We start from the raw sequence: 25,853 nt of genomic DNA, 5'->3' as shown, positions 1-25,853 counted from the left end.
TTTCTTTTTGTAATTAATTGAACGGTGGTTAATTAATTAGGGAGGGAATTATGATGAAAAAAGCGTTAGTACTGGGAGCATCTGGAGCAATGGGATATGCAATTACAAAGGAGTTATGTAATAGAGGAATTGATGTAATTGCTTTTGCGAGAAATAAGGGGAAGCTGGAGAGTTTATTTCAAGGAGAAGAACATATACAAACGGTAGCGGGGGATGTATTTGTAAAGAAAGACATAATAGGTGCAGCGAAAGGTGTAGATGTTATATTTCATGCTGTTAATATTCCATATTCAGATTGGGAAGAGAAACAGCCTAAACTACTAAGAAATATATTAGAAGTAACAAAAGAGAATGATCTGAAGTTAGGGATCGTTGATAATATTTATGCATATGGAAGGCAAGTTCAAGGGCTTGTTAAAGAAAGTGCTGAAAAGGAACCCCATACGAAGAAGGGGAAAATCCGATTACAACTCGGCATGATGGCGGAGCAGAGTGGCGTCAAAATGTTTATCGCTCATTTTCCTGACTTTTACGGTCCACAGGCAGAAAGCACACTTATTCATCATACTTTAAATGGAGTGCTTGCAAATAAAGGATCTAGTTTTGTTGGAGATAAGAAGATTGCACGTGAGTACATTTTTACGCCAGATGGCGCAAAAGCGATGGTAGAATTAGCATTACATGAGGAAGCGTATGGGCAACATTGGAATATACCAGGTTGTGGTGTTATTACAGGAGAAGAAATGATTCAATATATACGTGAATTAACGGGATATACAAAACGGGTTATGACTGTAAAAAGAGGTATGATAAAGTTAATTGGTTTATTTGATAAGCAGATGAAGGAATATGTTGAAATGTTATATTTGACAGAAAAACCAGTTATATTAAGTGGAGAGAAATATGAAAAGTATATAGGTATTCTACCTAAAACTTCATATTATGAAGGGTTAAAAGAAACCATTATATATATGAATAATAATAGTAAATAAAAAGCGGATTTCTTTCTCAAATGGATGAGAAAGAAATCCGCTTTTATCCGCTATTTGCGGGATAATAATCAGTGGGGATGAACAAAACCGCCACTGATTAAAGTTTCCTTTTATGCTATGTTCTTACCAAGTTTTGTATTTACGAAGTCTAAAAGTAACCTGCGTATTTGTGGATCAATGGCAAGACCGATAATGCCGTACAATATACCAGTAAGTGTTAAAGCTACTAGTGGTGGCAAGTAAATGAATACTGTGCGGTATAGGGCGTAACTAATTATAAATGCGAGGCTATTAAATATAATTCCTTTAAATAATAGCCCGAAACCTTTACGGACAAATAAAGTAAATCCAATTAATAAAGTAACTTCAGTAAGGATAGCTGCTACAGAAGCTCCCATCATTCCAAATTCACTACCTAAAATGATGTAACTTATGATGGCAACAGCCAATCCAATTCCCATTATTGTCGCACGTTTCCACTGTTGTCCAATTGTTGTTAAGTTATCAGCGAGTGGATAGTTGATAGATTGTAAAATGACCATAAAGGCTAAAATTGCAAGAGCATCACCAGCTGGTGCGTATTTTTCACCTAATAAAGTAACAATCCAAAAACTTGGATCGGCGATAAATGGGATAGCGATTCCCATACCTAAAAAGGACATAAGTTTTAATTCGAACTGAGATAGCTTTCTATGTTCGTCAATATTTTTTTCATTTCCAAAAGCGAATAATTTTGGATAAAAGGCCGCTGCAATTACACCAGGTATTTGATACAGTACGGCAGGTATTTTATAGGCAGCCCCAAAGAATCCAACTTGCTCATGTGTTGAAACTTTTTCTAATATAATAGGACCTAATTGTGGTAAAAGCATAATGATAATGCCATTGATTGTGAAAATAAGCAGTTGATCTAAAATTCCTTTGTCCCAGCCTTTATGAACTTTTGTATGGCGGAGTACCATTAAGAAGGCGATAATCCCTGTTACAAGGCTAGATATTCCGTACATGGCAGCTACCATCATAAGTGACCATTTAAATGACATCCCTAGCAGAAGAGCGGCTGCGGCTGTCACACCTTGTAGTACAGAAATAATTGCTGTAAATTGCATGCGTTCTGTTACTTGGAAATATGCCATCCCAACACCTTGTAAAGTGGCTCCAAACATGGTTGGTAGTACGACCCAATATACCATGGCACGTAAGTAAGCATCAGTGTAGAAGAACTGAGCAAAAATAGCGAAGAGCACAGAAATTACGATAGCTAATACTAAACGAATACGTAAATAACTACTTATTAATACGCTAATGTTAGCGTCACTTCTCGTTCCTTCACGCATAAACGTATGTGTTAAACCTGCATCTGTAAAATAACAAATGACAGCGGAAACTGCTAATGCAACTGTAAACATCCCGTACTCATTTGGTGAAACATATCTTGCAAAGAGAATCGTGGCAATAGCAAGTACAAATCGAACAGTAATATTTCCTACAAAGAGGTAGGAGGCATTTTTTAGGATTTTATTTGTTTTCATGGAAAAAGACCTTTCTATTCTTCAGGACACGTTTTGTCCAATTTGTAAATTAAATTTGTTTAAGGGAAGAATGTTTAAAAGCTTATTTTTTATTTAAGAAAACAGAAATCTGATGCGTACAAACCAAAGCATCGCGTATAATTTTTTGCTACGCTTTCCATTTTTTGAATAGATTTTGCGACAATATTTCTTTATATCGCTTTTAATTAATTGGACTTTTGATTTATCTAATTTAGAGCTCGCTTTAATGTATATACAAGCATTGTTAATGACTGTATATGGAAATAGGTAAGTCTCAAGGATTTCAATAAGCTCTGTAGAATCCTTCGTGATTAAGTCTTCAGATTTATTATGAATCCAATTCTTCATTCGAGTAAATACTTCTAATTCTTTCGTTGTTTTTAATTCATACTCTTTATAATTCGAAGAAAGGCTTCCTCCTGATAGGATTCGATAATATGTTAAATATTCATCGACATAACACACATTTGTTACACTCATTAATTTAAATAGAAATTCTAAGTCTTCTCCCCAGCTACATCCTGGTGTGAAACGAATATTATGATCCATCACGATAGATTTTTTGAAAATCCAAGTACTCGTTTGTGCAAAAACTTGATGTGTTAAGAAATCTTTTGTCATATTTCCTTTAACAAAGTTTGTCGTGTTTTCAACCTTTTCACCAGTTTCTTCGTAAAAGTTCATATATCCACAATAGCAAGCATTCATATTATTTTTGTGCATGCTTTCCATTTGCTTTTCTATTTTTGTATGATGCCATAAATCATCACTATCAAGAAAAGAAATATATTCTCCGCTTGCGTTTTCAATTCCTGTATTACGAGCAACAGAAACACCTTGATTTTTTTGTAAGATATATTTTATTTGTTCAGGATATTTTCTTTCGATATTTTTAACAATAGAAGCTGATTGATCTTTACTTCCATCATCAACAACTACAATTTCAATATTTTTATATGTCTGATTCAGGATTGATTCCATCGTCTCTTCAATGTATTTTTCCGCATTATACAGCGGGATAATAACGGAAACGAGTTGTGTTTGTTCCATCATATAATTATTATCTCCTCAAATTTTTTATGTTGTACATTATATAGGCCTTTTGCAAGGTAGAAGATTACAAGAACATCTGTATAAGTTTACCGCATATAAACTTTGTAAATCAACAATATGTATTTTATATAAAAAACCTTCCTTTTTGATGTGTAAAAAGGAAGGTAAATCAAATATTACATACCCCAAGGTTTGCTTAATGTTAATACTTCGGCCATTTCTTTGCTTTTTAAACGCCCTTTTTTTCTATTTTCTGCACGCTCTGAACCAGTTGTGTGTAGCCAATGTTCTTCTTCGGTTTCAGGAAGTACTTGTGGAACAGATGAAGGTTTTCCATCTTTTAACGCAACGAATGTAATGAAACATGTTGCAGCTATTCTACGTTCACCTGCTAGCAAATTCTCTGCAATTACTTTTACGAAAACTTCCATGGAAGATTTTCCAGTGTAACATACGAATGCTTCATAACAAACAGAATCTGCCTGGTGAATGGGAGTTAAAAAATCAACGGAATCGATAGATGCTGTGACGCAATGTTTACGGCTATGTCTTGCAGCTGCAATTGAGGCGATGCTATCAATTTCTGCTAATAGTTTTCCTCCGAAAAGCGTTTGGTGGTTATTTAAATCATTAGGAAAAACACGTGTTGTTTTAATTGCTTTTGATTCTCGCATGAATTTCTTTTCCATATATTCAGCCCCTATTTTCTGTTTTCAATCAGAATGACATGTATTGTAAGTGGAGTACAAAATTATTAAAAATCGTTAGATATTTAATGAAGTAAAGAATTCCAGAAGAGGGTTAGTAAAACTTCTGTATTTGTATTCATGTAACTGAAAGAAAATTTATCATATATAAAGTGTAGTGTAAAAGAGGATTCGCTTACATTGCAAGTGAAAAAGTTATGACTCTGTATTTGTCATAGAAATTCCCTATCAGCCGTGTACCTATTCATGATAGAATCGTTTTGTTATGAATGGAAATAGAGGTGCAATGGATATATGAATCATATACAAACAAATTTTTCATCTTTCTTCAGTAAAATAATGATCGGTGCGATGCTCGCATTTTTTGTGTATAGTTGTTGGTCGGCGTTTGAAACAAGTAAGCAATTTTTCGGAGGAAATACAACAAGTGTAATAATCGTAATGGTGATTTTTGTTATTCTTATGCTGTTAGTGGCATCGATTTTACAGTATCGTTTTACAGATAAACAATTTCTTATTTTTCTTTTAAGTATATCTATAGTTACGAGACTTAGTGTGGTTCTATTTGTAGATGTTCCGATAATCGGTGATATGAAAGCTATGTTTGAGTCTGCTAAGCAGATTGCAATTGGCAATAACGTAGAGAATGTAGTGCAGTTGCCTTTTATTATTTATGAATCAATTATTATTCGTATATTTGGCGATACAGTATTCGCATTGCAATTATTTAACGTTTTGCTCTGCGCGGGGACTGCATTTTTCATTTATCGTATTGCAACTATGGTTTTTGGGGAAGAGTGTGGTCGCATTGCGTCTGTATTTTACGCTTTATATATTCCGAATGTATTTATGAGTTCCTTATTAACGCCAGAATCACTTGCAATATTTTTATTTTATTTTGCTTGTTACATACTCTTATATAAAGGATTGGATCATCCTTATATGTGGGTGCTTTCAGCGATTTTATTTGCATTTAGCAATATGATTTTGCCAATGGGATTATTTCTCCCTATTTTTATCGCCGTATATGTGTTATTAATTGAACTCTTTCAATCGGCAACGAAACAAAAAGTGCTATTAAAGATGATAGGGATCCTTATTCTGTTTTATAGCGTTCATTTTGGTGTGAGTTACGGGATTCATACAATGGGAATGTCACAATATACGATTTCGAACGAGGCGTATGTTCAATCTGTCTTAATCGGAGAAACTCAAAGTGAGGAAAAAATACCGAAAAATCAAAGTGTAACAGAGCATATTGATCAAAAGTTAAAAGAGATTGAGGGAGAAAGATTTAAAACTTTAACACCAGTAATGAATCAGTTTTCAAACGAGGGAACAAATTCTATTCTGTCCAAATGCGAAAAGCTTATATATATAGCTGTAACGTTATTTATGGCTATAGCCTTATTGCACTTCCTTATTAAAAAACAACAAAATGAAGGATATATGTTGTTCGTATTGCTAATTAGCGGATATGTATTATTAAGGTTATTCCAAGTAGATGTGGCATATTATAATATCATTGTGCCAGCATTGTTTATTTTGCAAAGTTTTGGTGTTTATATGAGTTATGTTTACTGTCAAAAAATATTCTTCAGAAAATAAAAAGAATCCATTTCGGATTCTTTTTTTGTTGATGGAAGGAGAGGGCTAGTTGTCAGTGGGATGAATGATCGCCACTGACCTACGTTTTACCTTATCGGTTTAATTCTAGCTGTAAACTATCAGCTGTTAGGGCCATTTTTGAAGAATCGTCTTGAATACTCTTCATTACTTGTGAAATAGTTTCCAACTCATTTTCAATTTTTTTATTCTGTTCTTTTGAGTTAGACATGTCGTTTACGATTTCTTGGAAGTATTGATCTGTTGCATACATACTATCTGTTCCTTCAGAAACGAGAGAGCTAATTTGCTTTACGGAAGAAGAGACACGAGTAATCTGTTCATTTGTTTTTTCAACGAGTTTTGTAACGTTAAATATAGATTCTTTCGTTTGCTCAGATAACTTGCGAATTTCTCCGGCTACAACAGAAAAGCCTTTACCAAATTCTCCAGCACGTGCAGATTCAATAGCAGCATTTAGTGCTAGTAAATTTGTTTGCTCTGCAATTGATTTTACGATATCTATAATTTCGTTAATTTTGTTAGAAATATCGAGAAGTTCATGAGTATCTGTAATAATGGTTTCCATATTCGTTTGAATGGATTCCATTCGTTTGTTTTGCTGATTTAATTGTTCTTTACCCTTATTCGCTTTTTCTTCCGATGTTGTAGCTAATGATGTACCTGTTTTAGCGATTTCTACAATCGTTTCCGATTTAGCGGTTAATTTTTGAATAGAAGAGTTCGTTTTTTCAGATACAGATGCTAGTTCTGTTGCGATATGTGTAATTGTCATAGCTGTTATTTCTTTTTCTTTTTCGTGTTCTTTTTGTATTCTTTCATACTCCGCTTCATAAGCAGCAAGAACAAGTTCTTGTTCAAGAGTGAATAATTTATTTATTACATTTATAGAATGAGAAAAATCCTCGATTGTTGTAATTTTTGTTTGTAAAATCTTCATGATAGAGCGGAATAATTCTTGATAAGCAGCAGTATACCACTTTCTATGTAAACCAATTTGCACATGCCTTTTGGCAATTCTAACACGTTGTTCAATAAAATCTTCGTGCATATTTCCGCTGAATAATTCTTTTATATGTGTTTTTAAAGTTTGTTTTAGTTTTGGAATAGAGCTGTAACGTTCAATAACATCGATTAAATTAGGTTGTTTTGTAATATTGGTATAGAACTTTTCCGTAATCCAATCTATCTCCTCATAGATAAAGGGTTGTAGTACTTTAACAATTTGTAAATCTTCTTTTGAAATATGTAGCATATCCATTTGGATTTTTAGTTCAGAATTAGCAGGAATGTTAAATATTATTTGTTTATCCTTACTTAATTCAATTATACTATCGCTTGTTTTAGTAGTATGTTTTTTAAAAACCCCAAGCATTGTTCTGCCTCCTGTTTGTAAAGCGTTTTCATTTTTTGTCTTATATAATTATATATCCTTATATATAATTATTCTACATTGATGTATAGAATAGTATATAAATTAAGAGAATTCTATGCAGAATTCTCTTAATGGCTTTTATTAATTTTAGCATGTGTTTTAAAGAAAACTGGGAAATGCACATTATATATTACAGTGACGACACGAATAACGAATGTTACTAATAAACAAACATAGAAAGCTAACACGTGTGCGCCCATTGCATGTGTGATTAGGAAGCTAATTGCTCCCAAGATAGAAGCGATTGCGTAAATCTCTTTTCGGAATACATAAGGGATATCTTGAGCGCAAATGTCACGCAAAATACCGCCTCCAATACCTGTAATGACTCCCATTGAAACGACTAAAAACGAGGCGTCAACGTGATGTGACATTGCCGCATTTGCACCAATAGCTGTAAAAACACCTAAGCCAACAGCATCAGAAAGCATAATAACGACTTGAAGCTTATTAATACGTTCAAAAAACATACAAGTAAATAATGCCGATAATACGCTTACGAAAAAGTAAATGGGTTTTACAAATGCGACAGGAGGCAGGTTACCGATCATAATATCACGAATAATACCGCCGCCGAGCGCAGTAGCTACGGCTAAACAAAGGACACCGAATAAATCTAAATCTTTTTTTAAACCAACTAATGTACCGGAAATAGCAGCGGCGATAATGCCAAGAAACGTAAATATGTCGATTAATAACATGGCTGTAATCCCTTCCTCCTAAAGATGTTCCAGAGAAAAAATATACACTAAAGTTATGTAAATAACAATGCATTTTCGTTACATGCAGAAAAAAAGAAAAAATGAGAAAAGAAAGCGCTTGGAAATACAAATTTGCTTTTTTTCTATAAGGTAAATTGAGGGAGAAATGTGAGACGTTTAATTGAAAAATATATGTTATAATAAATATTTGAGACAATAAAAAAGTATAAACTGTATAGATTGAAATTAGGTAATAGTTATGGAGGTTCTAAATGTTAAGCGAAAATGGTAAGAGTAATAAATTTGAAAATTTTCTACTAATCTTTATTTTGTTGCAACCAATTTTAGATTTGCTTACGGCATTCTGTATAATGGTTCTAAAAATTGATACGACTATTGGGGTTATTACACGCTTATTCGTTATGTTTTTAGGTGGAATATATATTTTAATTCAAACGAAGAAAAAGGGAAATATAAAATATATAGCGTATATAATTCTAGTTGGAATAGTTTTCACCATTGGATTGGTAAATAATAAATTTACAAAGGATCCTATGGTACTTACAGAAGAAATCAAGTTTATAGCAAAAGCATTATATCCATTTGTTATGCTTACTTGCTATGTATTTGTTTTTAAATCGTTAAAGGAAAAAGGCCATTCGAAAATGCGTGACTATGTTACGTATGCATCATTAATTATTGGAGTAGTAATGGTAGTTTCGATTGCAACAGGAACAGATTACAATAATTATGAGTGGTTAAAGTTAGGATCACGTGGCTGGTTTTATGCAGGCAATGAGTTAGGATCTATTTTAGCGATCATGTGTCCGATTGTTGTTTTATATTCAATTGAAAAAACAAAAAGTATGGGAAAAATATACTACTGGATTCCTTCCATTTTAGTTGTTTTTTCATTATTTGCAGTTGGTACGAAGGTTGGCGTAGGCGCAATTTATGCAACAATGGCTATTGCAGTTGTTATGTGCTTTATTCAAGCCTTTACACAAGGTAAAAAAGGAAAGAAAAATATATATTTATTAAACGGTTTTATTGCAATGACCGTTTTTGTAGGAATTATGGCGTATACACCTTTTTCACCATTCTTGAAAAATATGGGTATTCACGTTCAATTAATTGAAGACCAACAGACTGCGAAAAAGGAAGAGAAGAAAAAAGAGCCGGGAGCAGGCAAAGAGCATAAACCTCCTGTTACAGAGAAAGAAAAAGAGAAAGAAAAAGAAAAAGAGAAAGTTGCAGAGAAAAAAGAAGAAACACAAGCTATTATTTTTAGTGGGCGTCAATTATTTGAGCAAATGTATAAAGACTTCTATAAAGAAGCCCCAACGTCTCAAAAATTATTAGGTATGGGTTATGCTGGTAACTATAAAGCAGAGCCGAAATTAATTGAACGTGACTTCCACGATTGGTTCTATTCTTTTGGAATCATAGGGTTCATTTTACTTGTAATTCCATTCTTATACTTTGGTATTAAATTTATCGTATGTGTATTTACTAAATTTAGACAAGTATTCACAGTGAAATATGCAATGGTGATTGCATCGATACTTCTCGGATTAGGTATTTCATTTATAGCTGGTCATATTTTAATGTCACCGGGAGTAAGTTTCTATTTAGTATTAATCATGGCATATTTAATAGTTGACTTGGAAATTGAATGATAGAAAAATAAAAGCTAGCATATGTTAGCTTTTATTTTGTTAGAGTAAATAAAAAGAAAAATGGGGGATGTAAGAAATGAAAGTGTTGCATATGAATGCTGGTGCAGAAGAAGGTGGGGGAAAAACACATATTATTTCACTTTTATCTCAATTTTCAAAGGAAGAAGTGGAATTAATGGTATTTGAAGAAGGTGCGATCGCTAGAGAGGCGAGGGACCTCGGTATTCAAGTACATGTTTTTACTCAATCATCTCGGTACGACCTATCAATTCTTTCAAAAATAAAGGCATTTATTAATGAAAACCAATTTGACATTGTGCATACACATGGCGCACGAGCAAATTTCTATCTCTCCCTCTTGAAAAAAGGTATAAAAGCGAAATGGATAATGACTGTCCACAGTGATCCAACTTTGGATTTTATGAAGAGAGGATTAAAGGGATGGGTATTTACGAAGTTAAATTTACGTTCTTTCAGGAAGGTAGATTTGTTCTTTGCAATTACGGAAAATTTCAAAGAAAATATAATGAAACTTGGTGTACCAGAAGAGAAAATTTGTACCGTTTATAACGGAATCGAGTATGATAACACTCCAGCAAAGCCTTATGATAAGAGTGAATTTGGCATCGGCGAAGGAGTATTTACGGCCATCCAAGTGGCACGTCTTCATCCTGTTAAAGGCCATAACATTTTATTTGAAGCGTTACAAAAAACTAAAATTCCAAATATAAAGGTGCTCTTACTTGGTGATGGACCTATAGAAGCAGAACTAAAAGAGATGGTGAAACAAAAAGGCTTAGAGGATAAGGTGATTTTTCTAGGTTTTCGTACAGATTCAAAAGAATTATATGCATCTGCACACATTAATTTGTTAACCTCTTATAGTGAAAGTTTCCCTCTTGTTTTATTAGAAGCGGCGAATCAACGCCTAACATCTATTGCAACAAATGTAGGTGATATGAGCAAGTTAATAGTTGATGATACGTATGGATGGATTGTACCAATTGGTGATGCAGATTCGTTAGCAAGCGCATTAGAAAATGCGTATGAAAAATGGTTGAATAATGAATTAGAAGCGATGGGAAATCGTTTATATAATCATGCATCTACTCATTTCTCACTAAAGAATTTGTATGAAGATACTCGTAATGCATATAAAAAACTTTTATTGAAATAGAGAGGATAGTTAATTATGGAAGTACAAAAGGTTGATATTTTAGGTGTCCCTTTCTCCACAATGACAATGGATGAAACGATCCAATATTTAAAGAAACAATTAGAATTGGAGCGAGCTCATACTTTTCAGGTAGTAACAGCAAATCCGGAAATTGTTATGTGCGCAAAAAAGGATGAAAAGTTCCATAAAACATTATTAAATACAGATTTAATTACACCTGATGGTATTGGAGTTGTAAAAGCAAGTGGTATGCTTGGTACACCTTTAAAAGAACGTGTAGCAGGTTTTGATTTAATGTGTAATTTATTTGCGAAGTTATCAGAAGAGAATAAACCAGTATCGGTTTTCTTACTAGGTGCAAAACCGCATGTTGTACAAGCTGCAGCGGAGCATTTAACGAAGACATATTCAGCGGTATCTATTGTAGGTACACAAGATGGGTATTTTAAACAAGAAGAAGAAGAGAATATTGTTTCTCGCATTCAAGAGGCAAAACCAGACTTACTGCTTGTTGCACTTGGTTTCCCAAGACAAGAGAACTTCATCCAAACGAATAAGCAGCGTTTAGAAACGAAAATGGCTGTTGGAGTAGGTGGAAGTTTAGATGTATGGGCTGGAGAGGTAAAACGTGCGCCAAAATGGATTCAAGCTATTAACTTAGAATGGTTTTATAGATTATGTAGTAATCCAACACGTTGGCGCCGTCAGTTAGTATTAGCGGAATTTTTAAAAGAAGTAATGCGTTCAAAAAAGTAGCGGAATATCGCTACTTTTTTTATTTGTTCATTTTTGATAAATATTTTATTTCTCGGGAATGATGAAGGAGAATTTTTTTAAACGAAAGTATTTTACTTATACAATTCACACATGTAAAATGATGTGTAAAGACAGCTGTGTAAGGAGGACTTCTTGTGGGCAAGGTAAAGGAAATTTCGAAGCGAAAGCTACTTGGTATAGCGGGGCTTGGATGGTTATTTGATGCAATGGATGTTGGAATGCTTTCATTTGTAATGGTAGCATTGCAAAAAGAGTGGGGATTAACGAGTCAGGAAATGGGCTGGATAGGTAGCATTAACTCAATTGGTATGGCAGTAGGGGCGCTTATTTTTGGAATACTATCAGATAAAATAGGACGGAAATCAGTCTTTATTATTACATTATTACTATTTTCTATCGGTAGTGGTTTAACGGCTTTAACGACGACACTCGCGATGTTCCTCGTGTTACGATTTTTAATCGGTATGGGACTTGGCGGAGAGTTGCCGGTTGCCTCTACACTAGTATCAGAAAGTGTTGAAGCACATGAGCGAGGCAAAATTGTTGTGCTATTAGAAAGTTTTTGGGCAGGTGGCTGGCTAATTGCAGCCCTTATCTCGTATTTTGTTATCCCGAAATATGGTTGGGAAGTTGCGATGATATTGAGTGCGGTTCCAGCAATATATGCTTTATATTTAAGATGGAGTTTGCCGGATTCTCCAAGATTCCAAAAGGCTGAAAAAAGACCATCTGTTACCCAAAATATAAAGTCAGTTTGGTCTGGAGAATATCGTAAAGCTACAATTATGCTATGGATTTTATGGTTTTGTGTTGTCTTTTCCTATTATGGAATGTTCCTTTGGTTACCTAGTGTAATGGTATTAAAAGGGTTTAGTTTAATAAAAAGCTTCCAGTATGTACTTATTATGACATTAGCTCAACTTCCAGGTTATTTCACTGCCGCTTGGTTTATTGAACGTATTGGTCGTAAATTTGTGTTAGTTACGTATTTAATCGGTACAGCGTGCAGTGCTTACTTGTTTGGAATTGCAGAGTCATTAACAGTTTTAATCGTGGCGGGTATGTTATTATCCTTCTTTAATTTAGGTGCTTGGGGTGCGTTATACGCTTATACGCCTGAACAGTATCCAACAGTTATTCGTGGTACAGGTGCAGGTATGGCAGCGGCATTCGGCCGTATTGGTGGTATTCTTGGGCCGCTACTAGTAGGATATTTAGTTGCTTCACAAGCTTCATTATCATTAATATTTACGATTTTCTGTGGATCAATTTTAATTGGCGTCTTTGCTGTGATAGTACTTGGGCAAGAAACGAAGCAACGGGAATTAATATAAAGTGAAACTTTAATGAGTGGGTGATCTATCCCCGCTCATTTCATTATTGGCCGCACCAGTCGGAATAAAAGAACAGAGGGAACCGTGATGGTTTCCTTTTTTCTGTTTTTTTAGATAAATCATGGTATAGTAAGAAAAAGGAATTATTTTTTATAAAAGCGAATGTATACAACAGGAAATACGGAGAAAAGAATTAGGTGGTTGAAGAAATGAAAATTTTACTAATCATGGAAAATGCAGAAGAACGAAAAGTTTTAGCTGAAACATTTACTGAAAATATACGAAATGTAGAATGCTTTGAAGCAAAGACGGGAACAGAATCATTATTTTTGATGAAAAAACATACACCAGATTTTGTTTTTTTAAATTCAAAATTACTAGATGGTACTGGTTTTGAATATGCGGGTCTATTACGGGAAGTAAATTGCTATACAAAATTTATTTTTGTAGGTGAAGATATAGAAGAGTCCATTACAGCTTTTCGTTTCCAAGCATTTTATTATTTACTACGACCATTTCGTGAAGATGATTTACAATTTCTTTTATATAGAATGGGTAAAGAGCAAGGAGAGAGAGCAAAGAGTTGTTTACGAAAGCTACCGATAGAAGGCCAAGAGGGAATTCGCTATATCTTCCCGGAAAATATTGTATATGTAAGTAAAAATAAAGAGAATAAAACAGTTTCCATTTATACAACAAATAATCAGTATATTTCAACATATACACTTCAGGAATTAGAAAATAAGCTAAATGTATATGATTTTTTACGTGTGCATAAAAGCTATTTAATTAATATGTCATATGTACAAGAATTGAAGCCTTATTATAATGGCACATATAATTTGTATTTAGATAGATATGATGAGCAACCGATTCCAGTCAGCCGTAATTATGTAAAACGCCTTCGAAATAAAATTGAATTATAGCAGGTAATAAGAGTATTTTAACATGATAAACTAAAAATCCTTCATGATAAGGGGGATTCAATTTAAATATTCAGAAAATTTAGTACAATTTCCACTAAGAAGTAGTATTGGGGGGATTGTATTTGAAGACATTGAAGTCGATCTTACTTTGGGGAGTTATTGCGGCAGTAGGAGCAGGTGCTTTTGGCGTAATAGCTTTATCACAAGGTGAAACTATTAATGCTGTATGGCTTTTAGTAGCAGCGGTATGTGTATATGCAGTTGCTTATCGGTTTTATAGTAGATTTATAGCGAGAAAAGTTTTTGGTTTAGATAACAATCGGCAAACGCCAGCCCATACATTAAATGATGGGAAAGACTATGTGCCAACAAATAAATGGGTATTATTTGGGCATCACTTTGCAGCAATTGCTGGGGCGGGACCTTTAGTAGGGCCGATTTTGGCGGCGCAAATGGGATATTTACCAGGAACAATTTGGATTATTGTTGGGGTAGTTGTCGCGGGAGCAGTACAAGATTTTGTTATTTTATTTGCTTCAATGAGACGTAATGGTAAATCATTAGGAGAAATGATCAAAGATGAGATTGGGCCTGTTACAGGGCTAATTGCAATGATAGGTATTTTAGGCATTATGATTATTTTATTAGCCGTATTAGCGTTAGTAGTAGTAAAGGCATTGATCGGAAGTCCTTGGGGAATGTTTACGATAGCGGCAACGATTCCTATCGCTATTTTAATGGGAGTTTACATGCGCTATATTAGGCCTGGACGGGTTGGAGAAGGGTCAGTAATTGGTATTATTCTACTTATTCTATCTCTTATTGGGGGACAGTATGTAGCAGAAAACCCAACGCTTGCAAGTATGTTCACATTTAGTGGTGAAACGATCGCTATTATGCTTATTGTATATGGGTTTATTGCATCAGCATTACCAGTTTGGATGCTTCTAGCACCGCGTGATTATTTAAGTACATTTTTAAAAGTAGGAACAATTGTTGGATTAGCAATCGGTATTTTAATTGTAGCACCGGATCTAAAAATGCCAGCAGTTTCTCAGTTTATCGATGGAACAGGTCCTGTTTTCTCAGGTAATTTATTCCCGTTCTTATTTATTACAATTGCCTGCGGTGCTGTGTCTGGATTCCATGCTCTCGTTTCATCAGGTACGACGCCAAAAATGATTGAACAAGAGGGACATGCACAGCCAATCGGTTATGGAGCAATGTTAATGGAGTCGTTTGTAGCAGCGATGGCGATGATTGCTGCTTGTGTATTAACACCCGGCACTTATTTTGCGATTAATAGTCCAGCGGCACTTATCGGTACGGATGTATCGCAGGCCGCTCAAGTAATTTCTTCATGGGGATTTGCTATTACACCAAATGAATTAAAAGAACTTGCTGTAAATGTTGGAGAGCAAACGATTTTATCCCGTACAGGTGGTGCACCAACGTTAGCGATAGGTATGTCATATATTTTCTCACAAGTAATAGGTGGAACGGCAATGATGGCATTTTGGTATCATTTTGCTATTCTATTTGAAGCACTATTTATTTTAACAACGATTGATGCTGGAACGCGTGTAGGTCGATTTATGATTCAAGATATTTTAGGGCATGTATATAAGCCATTTGCGAAAACAGATTCTACATTAGCAAATGTAATAGCTACAACGTTATGTGTATTAGGATGGGGCTATTTCTTATACCAAGGGGTAGTAGATCCGCTTGGTGGAATTAATACATTATGGCCACTTTTCGGGATTGCAAACCAAATGTTAGCAGGTATTGCATTACTACTTGGAACGACAATTTTATTCAAAATGGGGAAAAAGGCATATGTTTGGGTGACGCTAATTCCAACTGTCGGATTACTTATTGTAACAATGACGGCTGGTTATCAAAAGTTATTTCATGAAAATCCTAAAATAGGATTTCTATCCCACGCGAAGGTGTTTCAGGGAGCATTAGACGAGGGGAAAGTGTTAGCCCCAGCTAAAAATGTTGCTCAAATGAAGCAAATTATTTTTAATGATTATGTTGATGCAGCACTATGCGGGATTTTTATGATAGTTGTAATCGCTGTATTAATTTCTGCAATTCGAATTTGGATTCAAGTATTAAAAAATAAGCCGATGCCGTTAAAAGAGGCACCATATATTCCTAGAGATGAAAGTGAGTCGAGGAACTATGCTTAAAAGACTACGGCAAGTATGGGGGAAAAGGAAACAATTTATTAGCTTACTTGTTGGGGTACCGAGCTATGAAACATATGTCGCCCATATGAAAAAGCATCATCCAGAAGAAGAGATTGTATGTCAAAAGCAATTTTTTGCTGAGGCACAAGAAGCTAGATTTAACGCAAAAGGTGGAAAGATATCACGCTGTTGTTAATAAAAAAGGACGAAAATTCGTCCTTTTTTATTTTTTTGCTGTTTCACGTGGAACAGCAAAAAATAAATAAAAAGCTTTGGGAATTATAGACATTTCGTATACAATAAAATAAGGAAAGGGATAGATGGAAAAGTAGGGAGATTATTTTATGTTAAGAGATCTATTTGTAAACACAACAATTATTCTTTCCTTTATTTTTGTTGGAGGCCAGCTTTTAAGAGACAAGCCGTTAAAAGAAGGACTCTCTTTTTGGCAGAAATGTACAGTAGGTATGTTTACCGGAATATTAAGTGTACTGTTGATGCATTTTGGTGTGCATATTGAAGATATTATGTTGGATCTACGCTATTTAGCTGTTATTTTGGCAATTATAATTGGAGGTCCGATAGCAAGTAGTATAACAGTTACTATTATTTTAATTACTCGATTGTTTTTTACTGAGCACTCTTTAGCTTCTGAATTGGCTTGCTATACTATCGTATTGATAGGGATTGGAATTCACTTTATTTGGCGGATGAAAGTTTCAATATTTATAAAGTGGATATGGTTTAATGTGTGTAGTTTGTTTATTTTAATAATACCGATTTATATCTTGTTTAATGATATATATGTAGTAGCGTTATATTTAGTTTGTAGTAGTGTTACAGCATATATCACATTTATAAGCGCAAATTACGTATTGCAATCTAATGAGTTATTTCAAACGATGAAACAGTATGCGACGATAGATGCATTAACAGGCTTAGGAAACGTAAGGCAGTTTGATCTAGAGATGAATCATCATATTGGCAATAAGAACATGAAAAATGATTCACTTTGTTTACTATTTATAGATATTGACCACTTTAAGTATGTAAATGACACATATGGGCATCCTGCAGGAGATGAAGTGTTAAAACAGGTAGGACGTATTTTACAAGAAATTTCAACATTTCCAGATTTGGTTTTTCGAAAGGGTGGAGAAGAATTTGCACTTTTGATACCGAAAAAGGGGTTAACTTATGGAATGCGTATGGGTGAACAAATTCGTACAGCTGTTGAGAAACATTCATTTCAATTGTTAGATGGAACAAAAATAAAAATTACAGTTTCAGTAGGGATTTCCGAGTATGAGTCATCACCAAATCAATTTATTCAAGCAGCGGATGATGCGTTATATTACTCGAAACGAAATGGTAGAAATAAAGTTAGCTCTGCATCTTAAAGGTAAGATGACCAGAAGGGCTTATAAAAACACCCACAGAGACTCTGTGGGTGTTTTCATTTATCCCGCATCAACAGGCAGTAAGACCCTGATTGGTGAAGGATAATAATCAGTGGGGGATGAACAAAACCCCCACTGATGAAAGTTTCACTTTATATGTTAGACAAGCTCTTTTGATGCAACGAATTTACGATATGCACCGTGATGTGTAGGGCCTACGTATTCGTTAATTTTGAATGAATAACGAATAGCTGCTGTGATAAATTCTTTAGCAGTTTTTACTGCTTCTTTCACAGGTTTTCCTTTTGCAAGTTCTGCTGTAATTGCAGCAGAATATGTACAACCTGCACCATGTGTATTTGTCGTATCAATTTTTTCAGATTCTAGAAGATCGAATGTCTCTCCATCATATAGGACGTCGATTGCAGTTTCTGTACCAAGCTTGCTACCGCCTTTAATTAGGACGTATTTAGCACCTAAAGCGTGGATTTTTTTCGCTGCTTCTTTCATGTCCTCAAGAGAATTAATTTTCACGCCACTTAATTGGTAAGCTTCAAATAAGTTTGGTGTTACAACTAATGCCTTTGGAACAAGAACGTCACGTAAGCAATCATTCGTTTCAGGATGTAATGCTTCATCAGCACCTTTACATACCATAACAGGGTCAACTACTACGTTTTTAAAATTATGCTTTTCGATTGTTTCTGCAACCATCTCAATAATTTCTACTGATCCAAGCATACCTGTTTTTAAAGCATCTACGCCAACGCCCTCAATTGTCGTTTCTAATTGTGGTTTTAATGTAGAAGCCGGGATTGGGAATACGTTATGTGCCCAACCGTTATGTGGATCCATCGTTACGATTGTCGTAAGAGATGTCATTCCGTATACACCAAGTTCTTGGAATGTTTTTAAATCTGCTTGTATACCAGCACCACCACTTGTGTCAGAACCAGCGATAGTAAGTGCTTTATTTAATGTCATTATGAAATCCCCCTCAAGTGATATAATGAAAACTATGTTTTCACCATTATATCAATGTTACGAATAAGTACAAAGTGAAAAGTAGATGATTTACTTTAGGGGTAATTTAAAATCTTGTATGTAGGAGATTAAGTATGTTTCGAGATAATCGTACAAATGAATTAGTTATATTAAAAGAAATTGCAGAAACGCTAAATACATCAAATGATACATATCATGTACTACAAGCAGTGCTAGAAAAATTACTTAGTGTAACAGGTTTAACGACAGGATGGATTTTTCTTGCTGATGAAAATGGGAAATACACGAAGTTAATCGATTACCAGTTACCAGAGGCGCTTACATATGAAAACAAACGCCCGATGTGTGAAGGGGAATGTTGGTGTTTACGTGGTTTTGTAGATGGAAAGTTAGAGAGAGCTGTTAATATTATTGAATGTAAAAGAATTAATAATGCAATTGAATACAATTGGGGAGATACAGAGGGAATTCTTCATCATGCTACGGTACCTTTAAAAGCTGGAGGAGAAAAATTTGGGTTATTAAATGTTGCAAGCCCAGGTAAAACACATTTCTCGGAGGAAGAATTAGTATTGCTCCAATCAGTTGCCTTCCAAATTGGAACGGCCTTAAAGCGGGCAAAATTATATGAAAATGAAAAACGAAGAGCACATTATTATGTGAAATTAGAACGTTTCATTCAAGCTTTGAGAACGATTCATCAGTTTAATATATTGCCTGAAAAAGTTGTAAATCAATTAGGTGAAGTGTTTCAGTGGAATCAAGTAGCATTCTTTATTAGGGAAGAGGAAGAGTTAGCTTTGCGAGCATCTTATTGCCAGGAAGAATTACAAGAGGATGTAAAAGAAGCGGCGAAAGAAGCATTAGAAAAAGGTGAATCTATTTTATTAAAACGTCAAATTAGTCATAGGGTCCCTTCGAATAGGACAGTTATTGCCACACCAATACAGATTCAAAGTCACATATTTGGTGTTTTATGTGTTAGTTCAAATAATGGTGAATTTGATGTGAATACGATAGATGTGCTTCAAGCTATAACAAATCATATTTCTTTCGTGATAGAGAATTTAAGATTAAATGAGCAACGACGCGAACTTGTACGAATGGAAGAAAGAAATCGTTTAGCAAGAGATTTACATGACTCCGTCTCACAAAAGCTATTTTCGTTAACCTTTATGACAAAAGGTGCTGAGGCAGTTTTAAAAGGCCAAAATGAGAGAGTAGATCAATCTTTGCACGAGATGCGTGAATTAGCGCAAGGTGCTTTAAAGGAAATGAGGACGTTAATTTGGCAGCTCCGTCCGGCAGGATTAGAGAAAGGCTTATTACCAGCTTTAAAGCAGTATGGTGAAAATTTAGGATTGAAAGTTAGGGAAGAAGTTACAGGTGTTCGTGATTTACCACGTGTAGTAGAAGAAGCATTATGGCGTATTGGACAAGAAGCGTTAAATAATGTAAGTAAGCATGCAGGTGTAAAAGAAGCAACGATTTATTTTAAAGTGACTGAGAAAAATGTATCATTAGAAATAGTAGATCAAGGTAATGGATTTATAGAAAAGGACATAAAAGAGAAGAAATCACTTGGTATGACAACGATGCGTGAAAGAGTAGCGCTGATTGGCGGGACAATTAAAATTGTAAGTGAAAACAAACGAACAAGTATACAAATAAATGTACCATTATGATGTGAAAATGAGGGAAGTTTGTGAAAATAAAAGTATTGCTAGTTGATGATCATACAGTTGTTTTAAAAGGATTAGCATTTTTCTTAAGTACCCAGGAGGATTTAGAGTTAGTTGGGGAAGCAAATAACGGGAAAGAGGCTTTAGTGAAAGTAGGAGAAGCAAATCCTGATGTTGTATTAATGGATTTATACATGCCTGAAATGGATGGGGTTGAGGCAACAGCTCACATAAAAAAGGAATATCCAGATGTAAAAGTAATTGTATTAACGAGTTTTTCTGATCAAGCGCATGTTTTACCAGCATTAAAAGCGGGAGCAAGTGGGTATATTTTAAAAGATGTAGAACCAGATCAACTTGTTGAGGCAATCCGTAGTGCATATAAAGGGAATATACAGTTACATCCGGATATAGCAAATGCGCTTCTTTCTCAATCTTTACCGGAGGAAGAGAAAGAAGAGGAACACTTCATTCATGTAGATGTATTAACAGCAAGAGAAAATGAAGTGTTACAGCTATTAGCAAAAGGGATGAGTAATAAAGAAGTTGCTGCGGTTTTAGTCATTACAGAAAAAACGGTTAAAGCGCATGTGAGTAGTATTTTGAGTAAATTAAATTTATCCGATCGTACGCAAGCAGCGTTATATGCAGTGAGAAATGGAATTGTATAAGACAAAAGTCGTAAGACCCAGTTCGCCTTTAGAAGGTGGACTTTTTTTATGGAAAAATACGTCTATGTGAGGACGAAATTATCTTGATATGAAGATAAAATATGTTTGTAAGCAACAAAACAACAATTACAAGGGATACCTTTTTTTGAAAATATGACAACATAAGAGTAAGTTTTAGGAGGAAAATATAAATGAAAACAGTTTTATTCGTAAAAGCAAACAACCGCCCAGCAGAACAAGCAGTTAGTGTGAAATTATACGAGGCGTTTTTAGCAAACTATAAAGAAGCACATCCAAATGATACAGTAGTAGAACTTGATTTATATAAAGAAGAATTACCATACGTAGGCGTAGACATGATTAACGGTACATTCAAAGCTGGTAAAGGATTTGATTTAACAGAAGAAGAAGCAAAAGCGGTAGGAGTTGCTGATAAGTATTTAAATCAATTCTTAGAAGCTGATAAAGTCGTTTTCGGTTTCCCATTATGGAACTTAACGATTCCAGCAGTACTACACACATATATTGATTATTTAAACCGTGCTGGTAAAACGTTTAAATATACACCAGAAGGTCCAGTTGGTCTAATTGGAGATAAGAAAATTGCATTATTAAACGCACGCGGCGGCGTATATTCTGAAGGTCCAGCAGCAGAAGTTGAAATGGCTGTTAAATATGTAGCAAGCATGATGGGCTTCTTCGGTGCAACAAACATGGAAACAATCGTTATTGAAGGTCATAACCAATTCCCAGACAAAGCAGAAGAAATTATTGCAACAGGTCTTGAAGAGGCTGCTAAAGTAGCAAGCAAATTTTAGTTGAAATTATAATCGTCACTCAAAGAAACAGCATTAACGTTTATGTTAATGCTGTTTTTTTATATTTTTATTAATCTGTAGCTTCGTTATGTTTAGGAAGCGGAAATGCATTACCGATAGCTGCTGCGCCGAGCATTGGCAATAGTAAATTGAGCGGGAAAAACATAAGTAATAGCAATGTTATAGCTATCGGTTTTCTTAACGCATAGCTTGAAATAGCTGTTGTGACGATAGCCACAGATGCGATTGGATCTATAGGAAGTATTGAAGCCATCGCGAATCCGATACTTGACCCAGAAAATATAATTGGGAAAATATGTCCGCCGCGCCAACCTGTATTTAAACAAACGGCAGTAATGCATAATTTTAAAACTCCTGAAAGAAGTAATACCCAAAAAGATAAATGAGTCCATTCAACAACTAAATCTTTTAATTGATGTTCCCCTGAAAATAATGTGTATGGGAGAAAAGTACCCGCGATTCCTAATAAAATACCACCTATAATTCCAAGTGTTAGTTTGTATTCGCGGAAAGGATGGATGATTTTCTCTAGTGTAAATTCTACTTTGAAATACAAGAAACCAACGAGAGCACCGATGCAAGTAAGAGGGAGAAAGGCGATCCATTCATTGATTGAAAGGGATCCTTCCCCAAAATCAACAATAAAGGATCCACGATTATCGAGTTTACTAAGCAATAAATAAACGGAAAAACCAGCAAAAGTAGTAGTTAAATATACAATTGCTTTCTTTCTTTTAGAAAACCCGGCAATTTGTTCACCCTCATTTTCATTCGGAGCTAAATAACCGAATAATGGTGCATTAAAAATGACGCTTAAAGTAGCACCAATTCCAACTTCTGTTAGTTCGTTCATTCCCTTTAAAGCGAAGTTAAAGCGATCCCCTACCCATGTACAAAGTCCGCCGATAATTCCGACAAGTGCTGCCTCTGGACCGAGGCTAGCTCCAAATATTAAAACAATAAGCGCAGTTAAAGTAGCTTTATGTACAAAACGGTATTCAATTCTACCTGTTTTTTTATATTCCCCCATTACTTCTGGCATGAGACGTGGATATGTACCGAAGTATTTTTGTGTTAAACCAACGAGGATACCACCGATGATTGTTACACAAAGAGTGTAATAAGGGGGAGAAGAGAAAATGTTAGGTAAATATCCCCAAATAAAGTGGATTCCGATATTTAGCGTAACTAAAAATAACCAAACTGTAGCCCCTACTATAGAGCCTAAAAGAATGCCATATAGAGCGAGTATATAGTGCATGTCCTTTTTATTTGTCATGTTATACCTCCGTTATGTAAGTTGTAATAGAGAAAGGATTATATATGCTAGTGTGAAATGAATGGAATATATATAGTATCTTTGTGAGAGGTTGGCTTATTCAACATATATATTGGGATTTCATTAGAGCTTGGGTCCTATAAGTTAAACCACTTATTTAATTCTATATATTGATTGGGATTTTTTAAAGGTCTTTTTTGAATAAATATGGAATATACTTCTTTTGTTGTTTTATATGGAAATGTTGACGTTTATTTTAGAACATTCAGAAAAACAGATTGACATTAGGAAATTATTGCTATAAAATCAACGGTAATTGCATAGTCTTATCAAGAAAAGGTGGAGGGACAGGCCCGATGAAACCTTGGCAACAGCCGAATAACGGAATTGTGCCAAATCCTGCAGGTAATAGCCCTGAGAGATAAGAAAGAGATTTTAGAGCGTGTTTTCAAACTGCTTCTTTCTTATTTAGGAAAGGAGCAGTTTTTTATTTTGCATAAAAAGGAAGGAGAATGAGAGATGGGAGAATCATGGGGAAAGGGAACAATTTGTGTGCAAGGTGGCTATACGCCAAAGAATGGTGAGCCACGCGTTCTACCGCTTTATCAAAGTACAACGTATAAATACGATACGTCGGATGATTTAGCGGCATTATTTAACTTAGAGGCAGAGGGCTATATTTATACACGTATTGGGAATCCCACACTAGCTGCATTTGAACAAAAGTTATCAGATTTAGAAGGCGGTGTAGGAGCTGTTGCAACTGCCTCTGGGCAAGCGGCAATTATGCTCGCAGTTTTAAATATTTGTAGTAGTGGAGATCATCTTCTTTGTTCTTCAACAGTTTACGGGGGAACGTTTAATTTATTTGGAGTAAGTTTACGTAAGCTGGGCATTGATGTTACGTTCTTTAATCCAAATTTAACAGCTGACGAAATTGTAGCACTTGCTAACAATAAGACGAAACTCGTCTACGCAGAATCATTAGGAAATCCAGCAATGAACGTTTTGAATTTTAAAGAGTTTTCAGATGCAGCTAAAGAGTTGGAGGTACCTTTTATCGTTGATAATACATTAGCGACTCCGTATTTATGCCAAGCGTTTGAACATGGAGCAAATATTATCGTTCATTCTACGACGAAATATATTGATGGGCATGCAAGCTCTTTAGGTGGCATTGTTATTGATGGAGGAAACTTTGATTGGACAAATGGAAAATATCCTGAGCTTGTTGAACCAGATCCAAGTTATCACGGCGTAAGTTACGTTCAAAATTTTGGAGCAGCAGCTTATATTGTAAAAGCACGTGTTCAATTACTAAGAGACTACGGAAACTGTATGAGCCCATTCAATGCGTATATTAGCAATATTGGCTTAGAAACATTGCATTTACGCATGGAGCGTCATAGTGAGAATGCTCTAGCAGTTGCTAAGTGGCTTGCTAACCATGAGCGTATTGAATGGGTAAATTATCCGGGACTAGATAGTAATGAAAACTATTCATTAGCACAAAAATATTTGAAAAAAGGTGCTAGTGGTGTTTTAACTTTCGGTATTAAAGGTGGGGTAGAAGCGGCAAAAGAATTTATCGCAAATGTGAAACTAGCAACCCTCGTAACGCATGTAGCTGATGCACGAACTTGCGTTATACATCCTGCTAGTACGACGCATAGACAATTAAGTGCGGAAGATCAACGTTTGGCCGGTGTTACATCGGATTTAATTCGTTTATCGGTTGGCATAGAAGATGCTTCTGATATTATTGCCGATTTAGAAACAGCATTAATCGGAGGCAAACAACATGCCAATCATAATTGATAAAGATTTACCAGCTCGCAAAGTGTTGCAAAAAGAAAATATATTTGTGATGACGAAGGAGCGGGCAGAAACACAAGATATACGTGCCTTGAAAATTGCTATATTAAATTTAATGCCTACAAAGCAAGAAACAGAGGCGCAATTACTTCGTTTAATTGGAAATACACCGTTGCAATTAGATGTTCATTTACTCCATATGGAATCGCACCTATCTCGTAATGTTGCGCAAGAGCATTTAACAAGCTTTTATAAAACATTTCGTGATATTGAAAATGAAAAGTTTGATGGGCTCATTATTACGGGAGCGCCAGTTGAGACCCTTTCCTTTGAGGAAGTAGATTATTGGGAAGAGCTTAAACGTATTATGGAGTATTCAAAAGTGAATGTAACATCCACGCTTCATATTTGCTGGGGAGCACAAGCTGGTTTGTATCATCATTATGGTGTCCCGAAGTATCCTCTTAAGGAAAAAATGTTCGGGGTATTTGAACATGAAGTCTGTGAGCAACATGTGAAACTGTTACAAGGCTTTGATGAGTTATTTTTTGCTCCGCACTCTCGTCATACAGAAGTGCGAGAGAGTGACATTAGAGGAGTGAAAGAATTAACATTATTAGCAAGCTCTGAAGAAGCGGGTGTTCACCTTGTTATTGGGCAAGAGGGGAAGCAAGTGTTTGCGCTTGGGCATAGTGAATATAGTTGCGATACGTTAAAGCAGGAATACGAAAGAGATCAGCAAAAAGGGTTAAATATTGATGTGCCAAAAAATTATTTCAAACATAATAATCCAGATGAGAAACCACTTGTTAGATGGAGAAGTCATGGAAATCTATTATTCTCAAATTGGTTGAATTATTACGTGTATCAAGAAACCCCTTATATATTATAAAGATTGTGTAACACGTGGCAACGTTTTCTTTGTAAAGATTAACTTATATTTTTCCGAATGTTCAAAATACATTGTTTTTCAGTTTTTTTACTCATATAATTTCATCTAAACA

At 35.0% G+C, this 25,853-nt stretch carries 22 protein-coding genes, 1 pseudogene and 1 riboswitch; of the genes and pseudogenes, 15 read left to right on the top strand and 8 right to left on the bottom strand.

Going from position 1 to position 25,853, the window contains the following annotated elements:
* The first annotated feature begins 53 nt into the window (after nucleotides 1–53).
* The gene (locus COE49_RS05905; RefSeq protein WP_088231889.1) at nucleotides 54–992 is read left to right on the top strand and encodes an NAD-dependent epimerase/dehydratase family protein; all 939 of its coding nucleotides are present in this window, start codon (nucleotides 54–56) and stop codon (nucleotides 990–992) included.
* 110 nt (nucleotides 993–1,102) lie between these two features.
* Here COE49_RS05905 and COE49_RS05900 read toward each other — a convergent pair whose 3' ends face one another.
* The 3 genes from COE49_RS05900 to COE49_RS05890 all read right to left on the bottom strand — a co-directional run bounded on the left by COE49_RS05900 (nucleotide 1,103) and on the right by COE49_RS05890 (nucleotide 4,287).
* On the bottom strand, nucleotides 1,103–2,524 hold the full coding sequence (locus COE49_RS05900; protein ID WP_088231890.1) for an oligosaccharide flippase family protein: 1,422 nt from the start codon (nucleotides 2,522–2,524) through the stop codon (nucleotides 1,103–1,105).
* Nucleotides 2,525–2,617: 93 nt separating this feature from the next.
* Nucleotides 2,618–3,598, bottom strand: coding sequence for a glycosyltransferase family 2 protein (locus COE49_RS05895; protein ID WP_088231891.1), 981 nt, complete (start codon nucleotides 3,596–3,598; stop codon nucleotides 2,618–2,620).
* A 176-nt stretch (nucleotides 3,599–3,774) separates the two neighbouring features.
* Entirely contained in the window at nucleotides 3,775–4,287 is a 513-nt protein-coding gene (locus COE49_RS05890; RefSeq protein ID WP_088231892.1) for an acyl-CoA thioesterase, read from the bottom strand.
* Between the two features lie 312 nt (nucleotides 4,288–4,599).
* Here COE49_RS05890 and COE49_RS05885 point away from each other — a divergent pair, with 312 nt between their 5' ends.
* Nucleotides 4,600–5,913 carry an ArnT family glycosyltransferase gene (locus COE49_RS05885; RefSeq protein WP_088231893.1) on the top strand — a complete coding sequence of 438 codons (1,314 nt, stop codon included), beginning with the start codon at nucleotides 4,600–4,602 and terminating at the stop codon, nucleotides 5,911–5,913.
* 91 nt (nucleotides 5,914–6,004) lie between these two features.
* On the opposite strand, the gene COE49_RS28430 is transcribed toward COE49_RS05885, so the two are convergent.
* The 3 genes and pseudogenes from COE49_RS28430 to COE49_RS05875 form a co-directional block, all read right to left on the bottom strand.
* Nucleotides 6,005–6,811 carry a methyl-accepting chemotaxis protein gene (locus COE49_RS28430; RefSeq protein WP_406911558.1) on the bottom strand — a complete coding sequence of 269 codons (807 nt, stop codon included), beginning with the start codon at nucleotides 6,809–6,811 and terminating at the stop codon, nucleotides 6,005–6,007.
* Nucleotides 6,809–7,186 (bottom strand): annotated as a pseudogene (locus COE49_RS28425) (protoglobin family protein); the annotation flags it as partial. The gene COE49_RS28430 and the pseudogene COE49_RS28425, both read right to left, overlap by 3 nt.
* Before the next feature lie 248 nt (nucleotides 7,187–7,434).
* Entirely contained in the window at nucleotides 7,435–8,067 is a 633-nt protein-coding gene (locus tag COE49_RS05875) for a trimeric intracellular cation channel family protein (protein ID WP_000924372.1), read from the bottom strand.
* A gap of 272 nt (nucleotides 8,068–8,339) precedes the next feature.
* Between COE49_RS05875 and COE49_RS05870 the strand changes: the two genes are divergently transcribed.
* The 8 genes from COE49_RS05870 to COE49_RS05835 all read left to right on the top strand — a co-directional run bounded on the left by COE49_RS05870 (nucleotide 8,340) and on the right by COE49_RS05835 (nucleotide 17,558).
* A complete protein-coding gene (locus COE49_RS05870; RefSeq protein ID WP_098253281.1) occupies nucleotides 8,340–9,746 on the top strand; it encodes an O-antigen ligase family protein in 1,407 nt (468 codons plus the stop codon).
* A 76-nt stretch (nucleotides 9,747–9,822) separates the two neighbouring features.
* The gene (locus COE49_RS05865; RefSeq protein WP_088231897.1) at nucleotides 9,823–10,923 is read left to right on the top strand and encodes a glycosyltransferase family 4 protein; all 1,101 of its coding nucleotides are present in this window, start codon (nucleotides 9,823–9,825) and stop codon (nucleotides 10,921–10,923) included.
* Between the two features lie 15 nt (nucleotides 10,924–10,938).
* Nucleotides 10,939–11,679 (top strand): WecB/TagA/CpsF family glycosyltransferase, encoded by a 741-nt coding sequence (locus COE49_RS05860; protein WP_098357131.1) that lies wholly within the window; start codon nucleotides 10,939–10,941, stop codon nucleotides 11,677–11,679.
* 155 nt (nucleotides 11,680–11,834) lie between these two features.
* A complete protein-coding gene (locus COE49_RS05855; protein WP_088231899.1) occupies nucleotides 11,835–13,034 on the top strand; it encodes an MFS transporter in 1,200 nt (399 codons plus the stop codon).
* Nucleotides 13,035–13,243: 209 nt separating this feature from the next.
* Entirely contained in the window at nucleotides 13,244–13,960 is a 717-nt protein-coding gene (locus COE49_RS05850) for a LytR/AlgR family response regulator transcription factor (RefSeq protein ID WP_098945761.1), read from the top strand.
* A gap of 122 nt (nucleotides 13,961–14,082) precedes the next feature.
* A complete protein-coding gene (cstA, locus tag COE49_RS05845) occupies nucleotides 14,083–16,158 on the top strand; it encodes a carbon starvation protein CstA (RefSeq protein WP_088231901.1) in 2,076 nt (691 codons plus the stop codon).
* On the top strand, nucleotides 16,151–16,354 hold the full coding sequence (locus COE49_RS05840; RefSeq protein ID WP_071710843.1) for a YbdD/YjiX family protein: 204 nt from the start codon (nucleotides 16,151–16,153) through the stop codon (nucleotides 16,352–16,354). The genes cstA and COE49_RS05840 overlap by 8 nt, the downstream gene beginning before the upstream one ends.
* A gap of 148 nt (nucleotides 16,355–16,502) precedes the next feature.
* On the top strand, nucleotides 16,503–17,558 hold the full coding sequence (locus COE49_RS05835) for a diguanylate cyclase (RefSeq protein WP_098253553.1): 1,056 nt from the start codon (nucleotides 16,503–16,505) through the stop codon (nucleotides 17,556–17,558).
* 159 nt (nucleotides 17,559–17,717) lie between these two features.
* Here COE49_RS05835 and pdxK read toward each other — a convergent pair whose 3' ends face one another.
* Nucleotides 17,718–18,542 (bottom strand): pyridoxine/pyridoxal/pyridoxamine kinase, encoded by an 825-nt coding sequence (gene pdxK, locus COE49_RS05830; protein WP_000174251.1) that lies wholly within the window; start codon nucleotides 18,540–18,542, stop codon nucleotides 17,718–17,720.
* A 134-nt stretch (nucleotides 18,543–18,676) separates the two neighbouring features.
* Here pdxK and COE49_RS05825 point away from each other — a divergent pair, with 134 nt between their 5' ends.
* From COE49_RS05825 to COE49_RS05815, 3 genes are all read left to right on the top strand, one after another.
* On the top strand, nucleotides 18,677–20,248 hold the full coding sequence (locus COE49_RS05825; protein WP_088231903.1) for a GAF domain-containing sensor histidine kinase: 1,572 nt from the start codon (nucleotides 18,677–18,679) through the stop codon (nucleotides 20,246–20,248).
* A gap of 20 nt (nucleotides 20,249–20,268) precedes the next feature.
* Nucleotides 20,269–20,916 carry a response regulator gene (locus COE49_RS05820; RefSeq protein WP_088231904.1) on the top strand — a complete coding sequence of 216 codons (648 nt, stop codon included), beginning with the start codon at nucleotides 20,269–20,271 and terminating at the stop codon, nucleotides 20,914–20,916.
* A 191-nt stretch (nucleotides 20,917–21,107) separates the two neighbouring features.
* Nucleotides 21,108–21,734: an FMN-dependent NADH-azoreductase gene (locus COE49_RS05815; RefSeq protein ID WP_098945760.1), complete on the top strand. Its 627-nt coding sequence runs from the start codon at nucleotides 21,108–21,110 to the stop codon at nucleotides 21,732–21,734.
* A gap of 70 nt (nucleotides 21,735–21,804) precedes the next feature.
* Here COE49_RS05815 and COE49_RS05810 read toward each other — a convergent pair whose 3' ends face one another.
* On the bottom strand, nucleotides 21,805–23,034 hold the full coding sequence (locus tag COE49_RS05810) for a chloride channel protein (protein WP_088231906.1): 1,230 nt from the start codon (nucleotides 23,032–23,034) through the stop codon (nucleotides 21,805–21,807).
* Between the two features lie 323 nt (nucleotides 23,035–23,357).
* Nucleotides 23,358–23,462: riboswitch (SAM riboswitch) on the top strand.
* A 91-nt stretch (nucleotides 23,463–23,553) separates the two neighbouring features.
* Between COE49_RS05810 and COE49_RS05805 the strand changes: the two genes are divergently transcribed.
* Nucleotides 23,554–24,852 (top strand): bifunctional O-acetylhomoserine aminocarboxypropyltransferase/cysteine synthase, encoded by a 1,299-nt coding sequence (locus COE49_RS05805; RefSeq protein WP_088231907.1) that lies wholly within the window; start codon nucleotides 23,554–23,556, stop codon nucleotides 24,850–24,852.
* On the top strand, nucleotides 24,836–25,741 hold the full coding sequence (metA, locus tag COE49_RS05800) for a homoserine O-acetyltransferase MetA (RefSeq protein WP_088231908.1): 906 nt from the start codon (nucleotides 24,836–24,838) through the stop codon (nucleotides 25,739–25,741). Before COE49_RS05805 ends, metA begins: the two co-directional genes overlap by 17 nt.
* Nucleotides 25,742–25,853: the final 112 nt, after the last annotated feature.

This window comes from Bacillus sp. AFS029637 (assembly GCF_002584985.1).
Classification (GTDB): domain Bacteria; phylum Bacillota; class Bacilli; order Bacillales; family Bacillaceae_G; genus Bacillus_A.
Note: the sequence above shows the minus strand (reverse complement) of the source record. Positions and strands in the feature narration are given on the sequence as shown.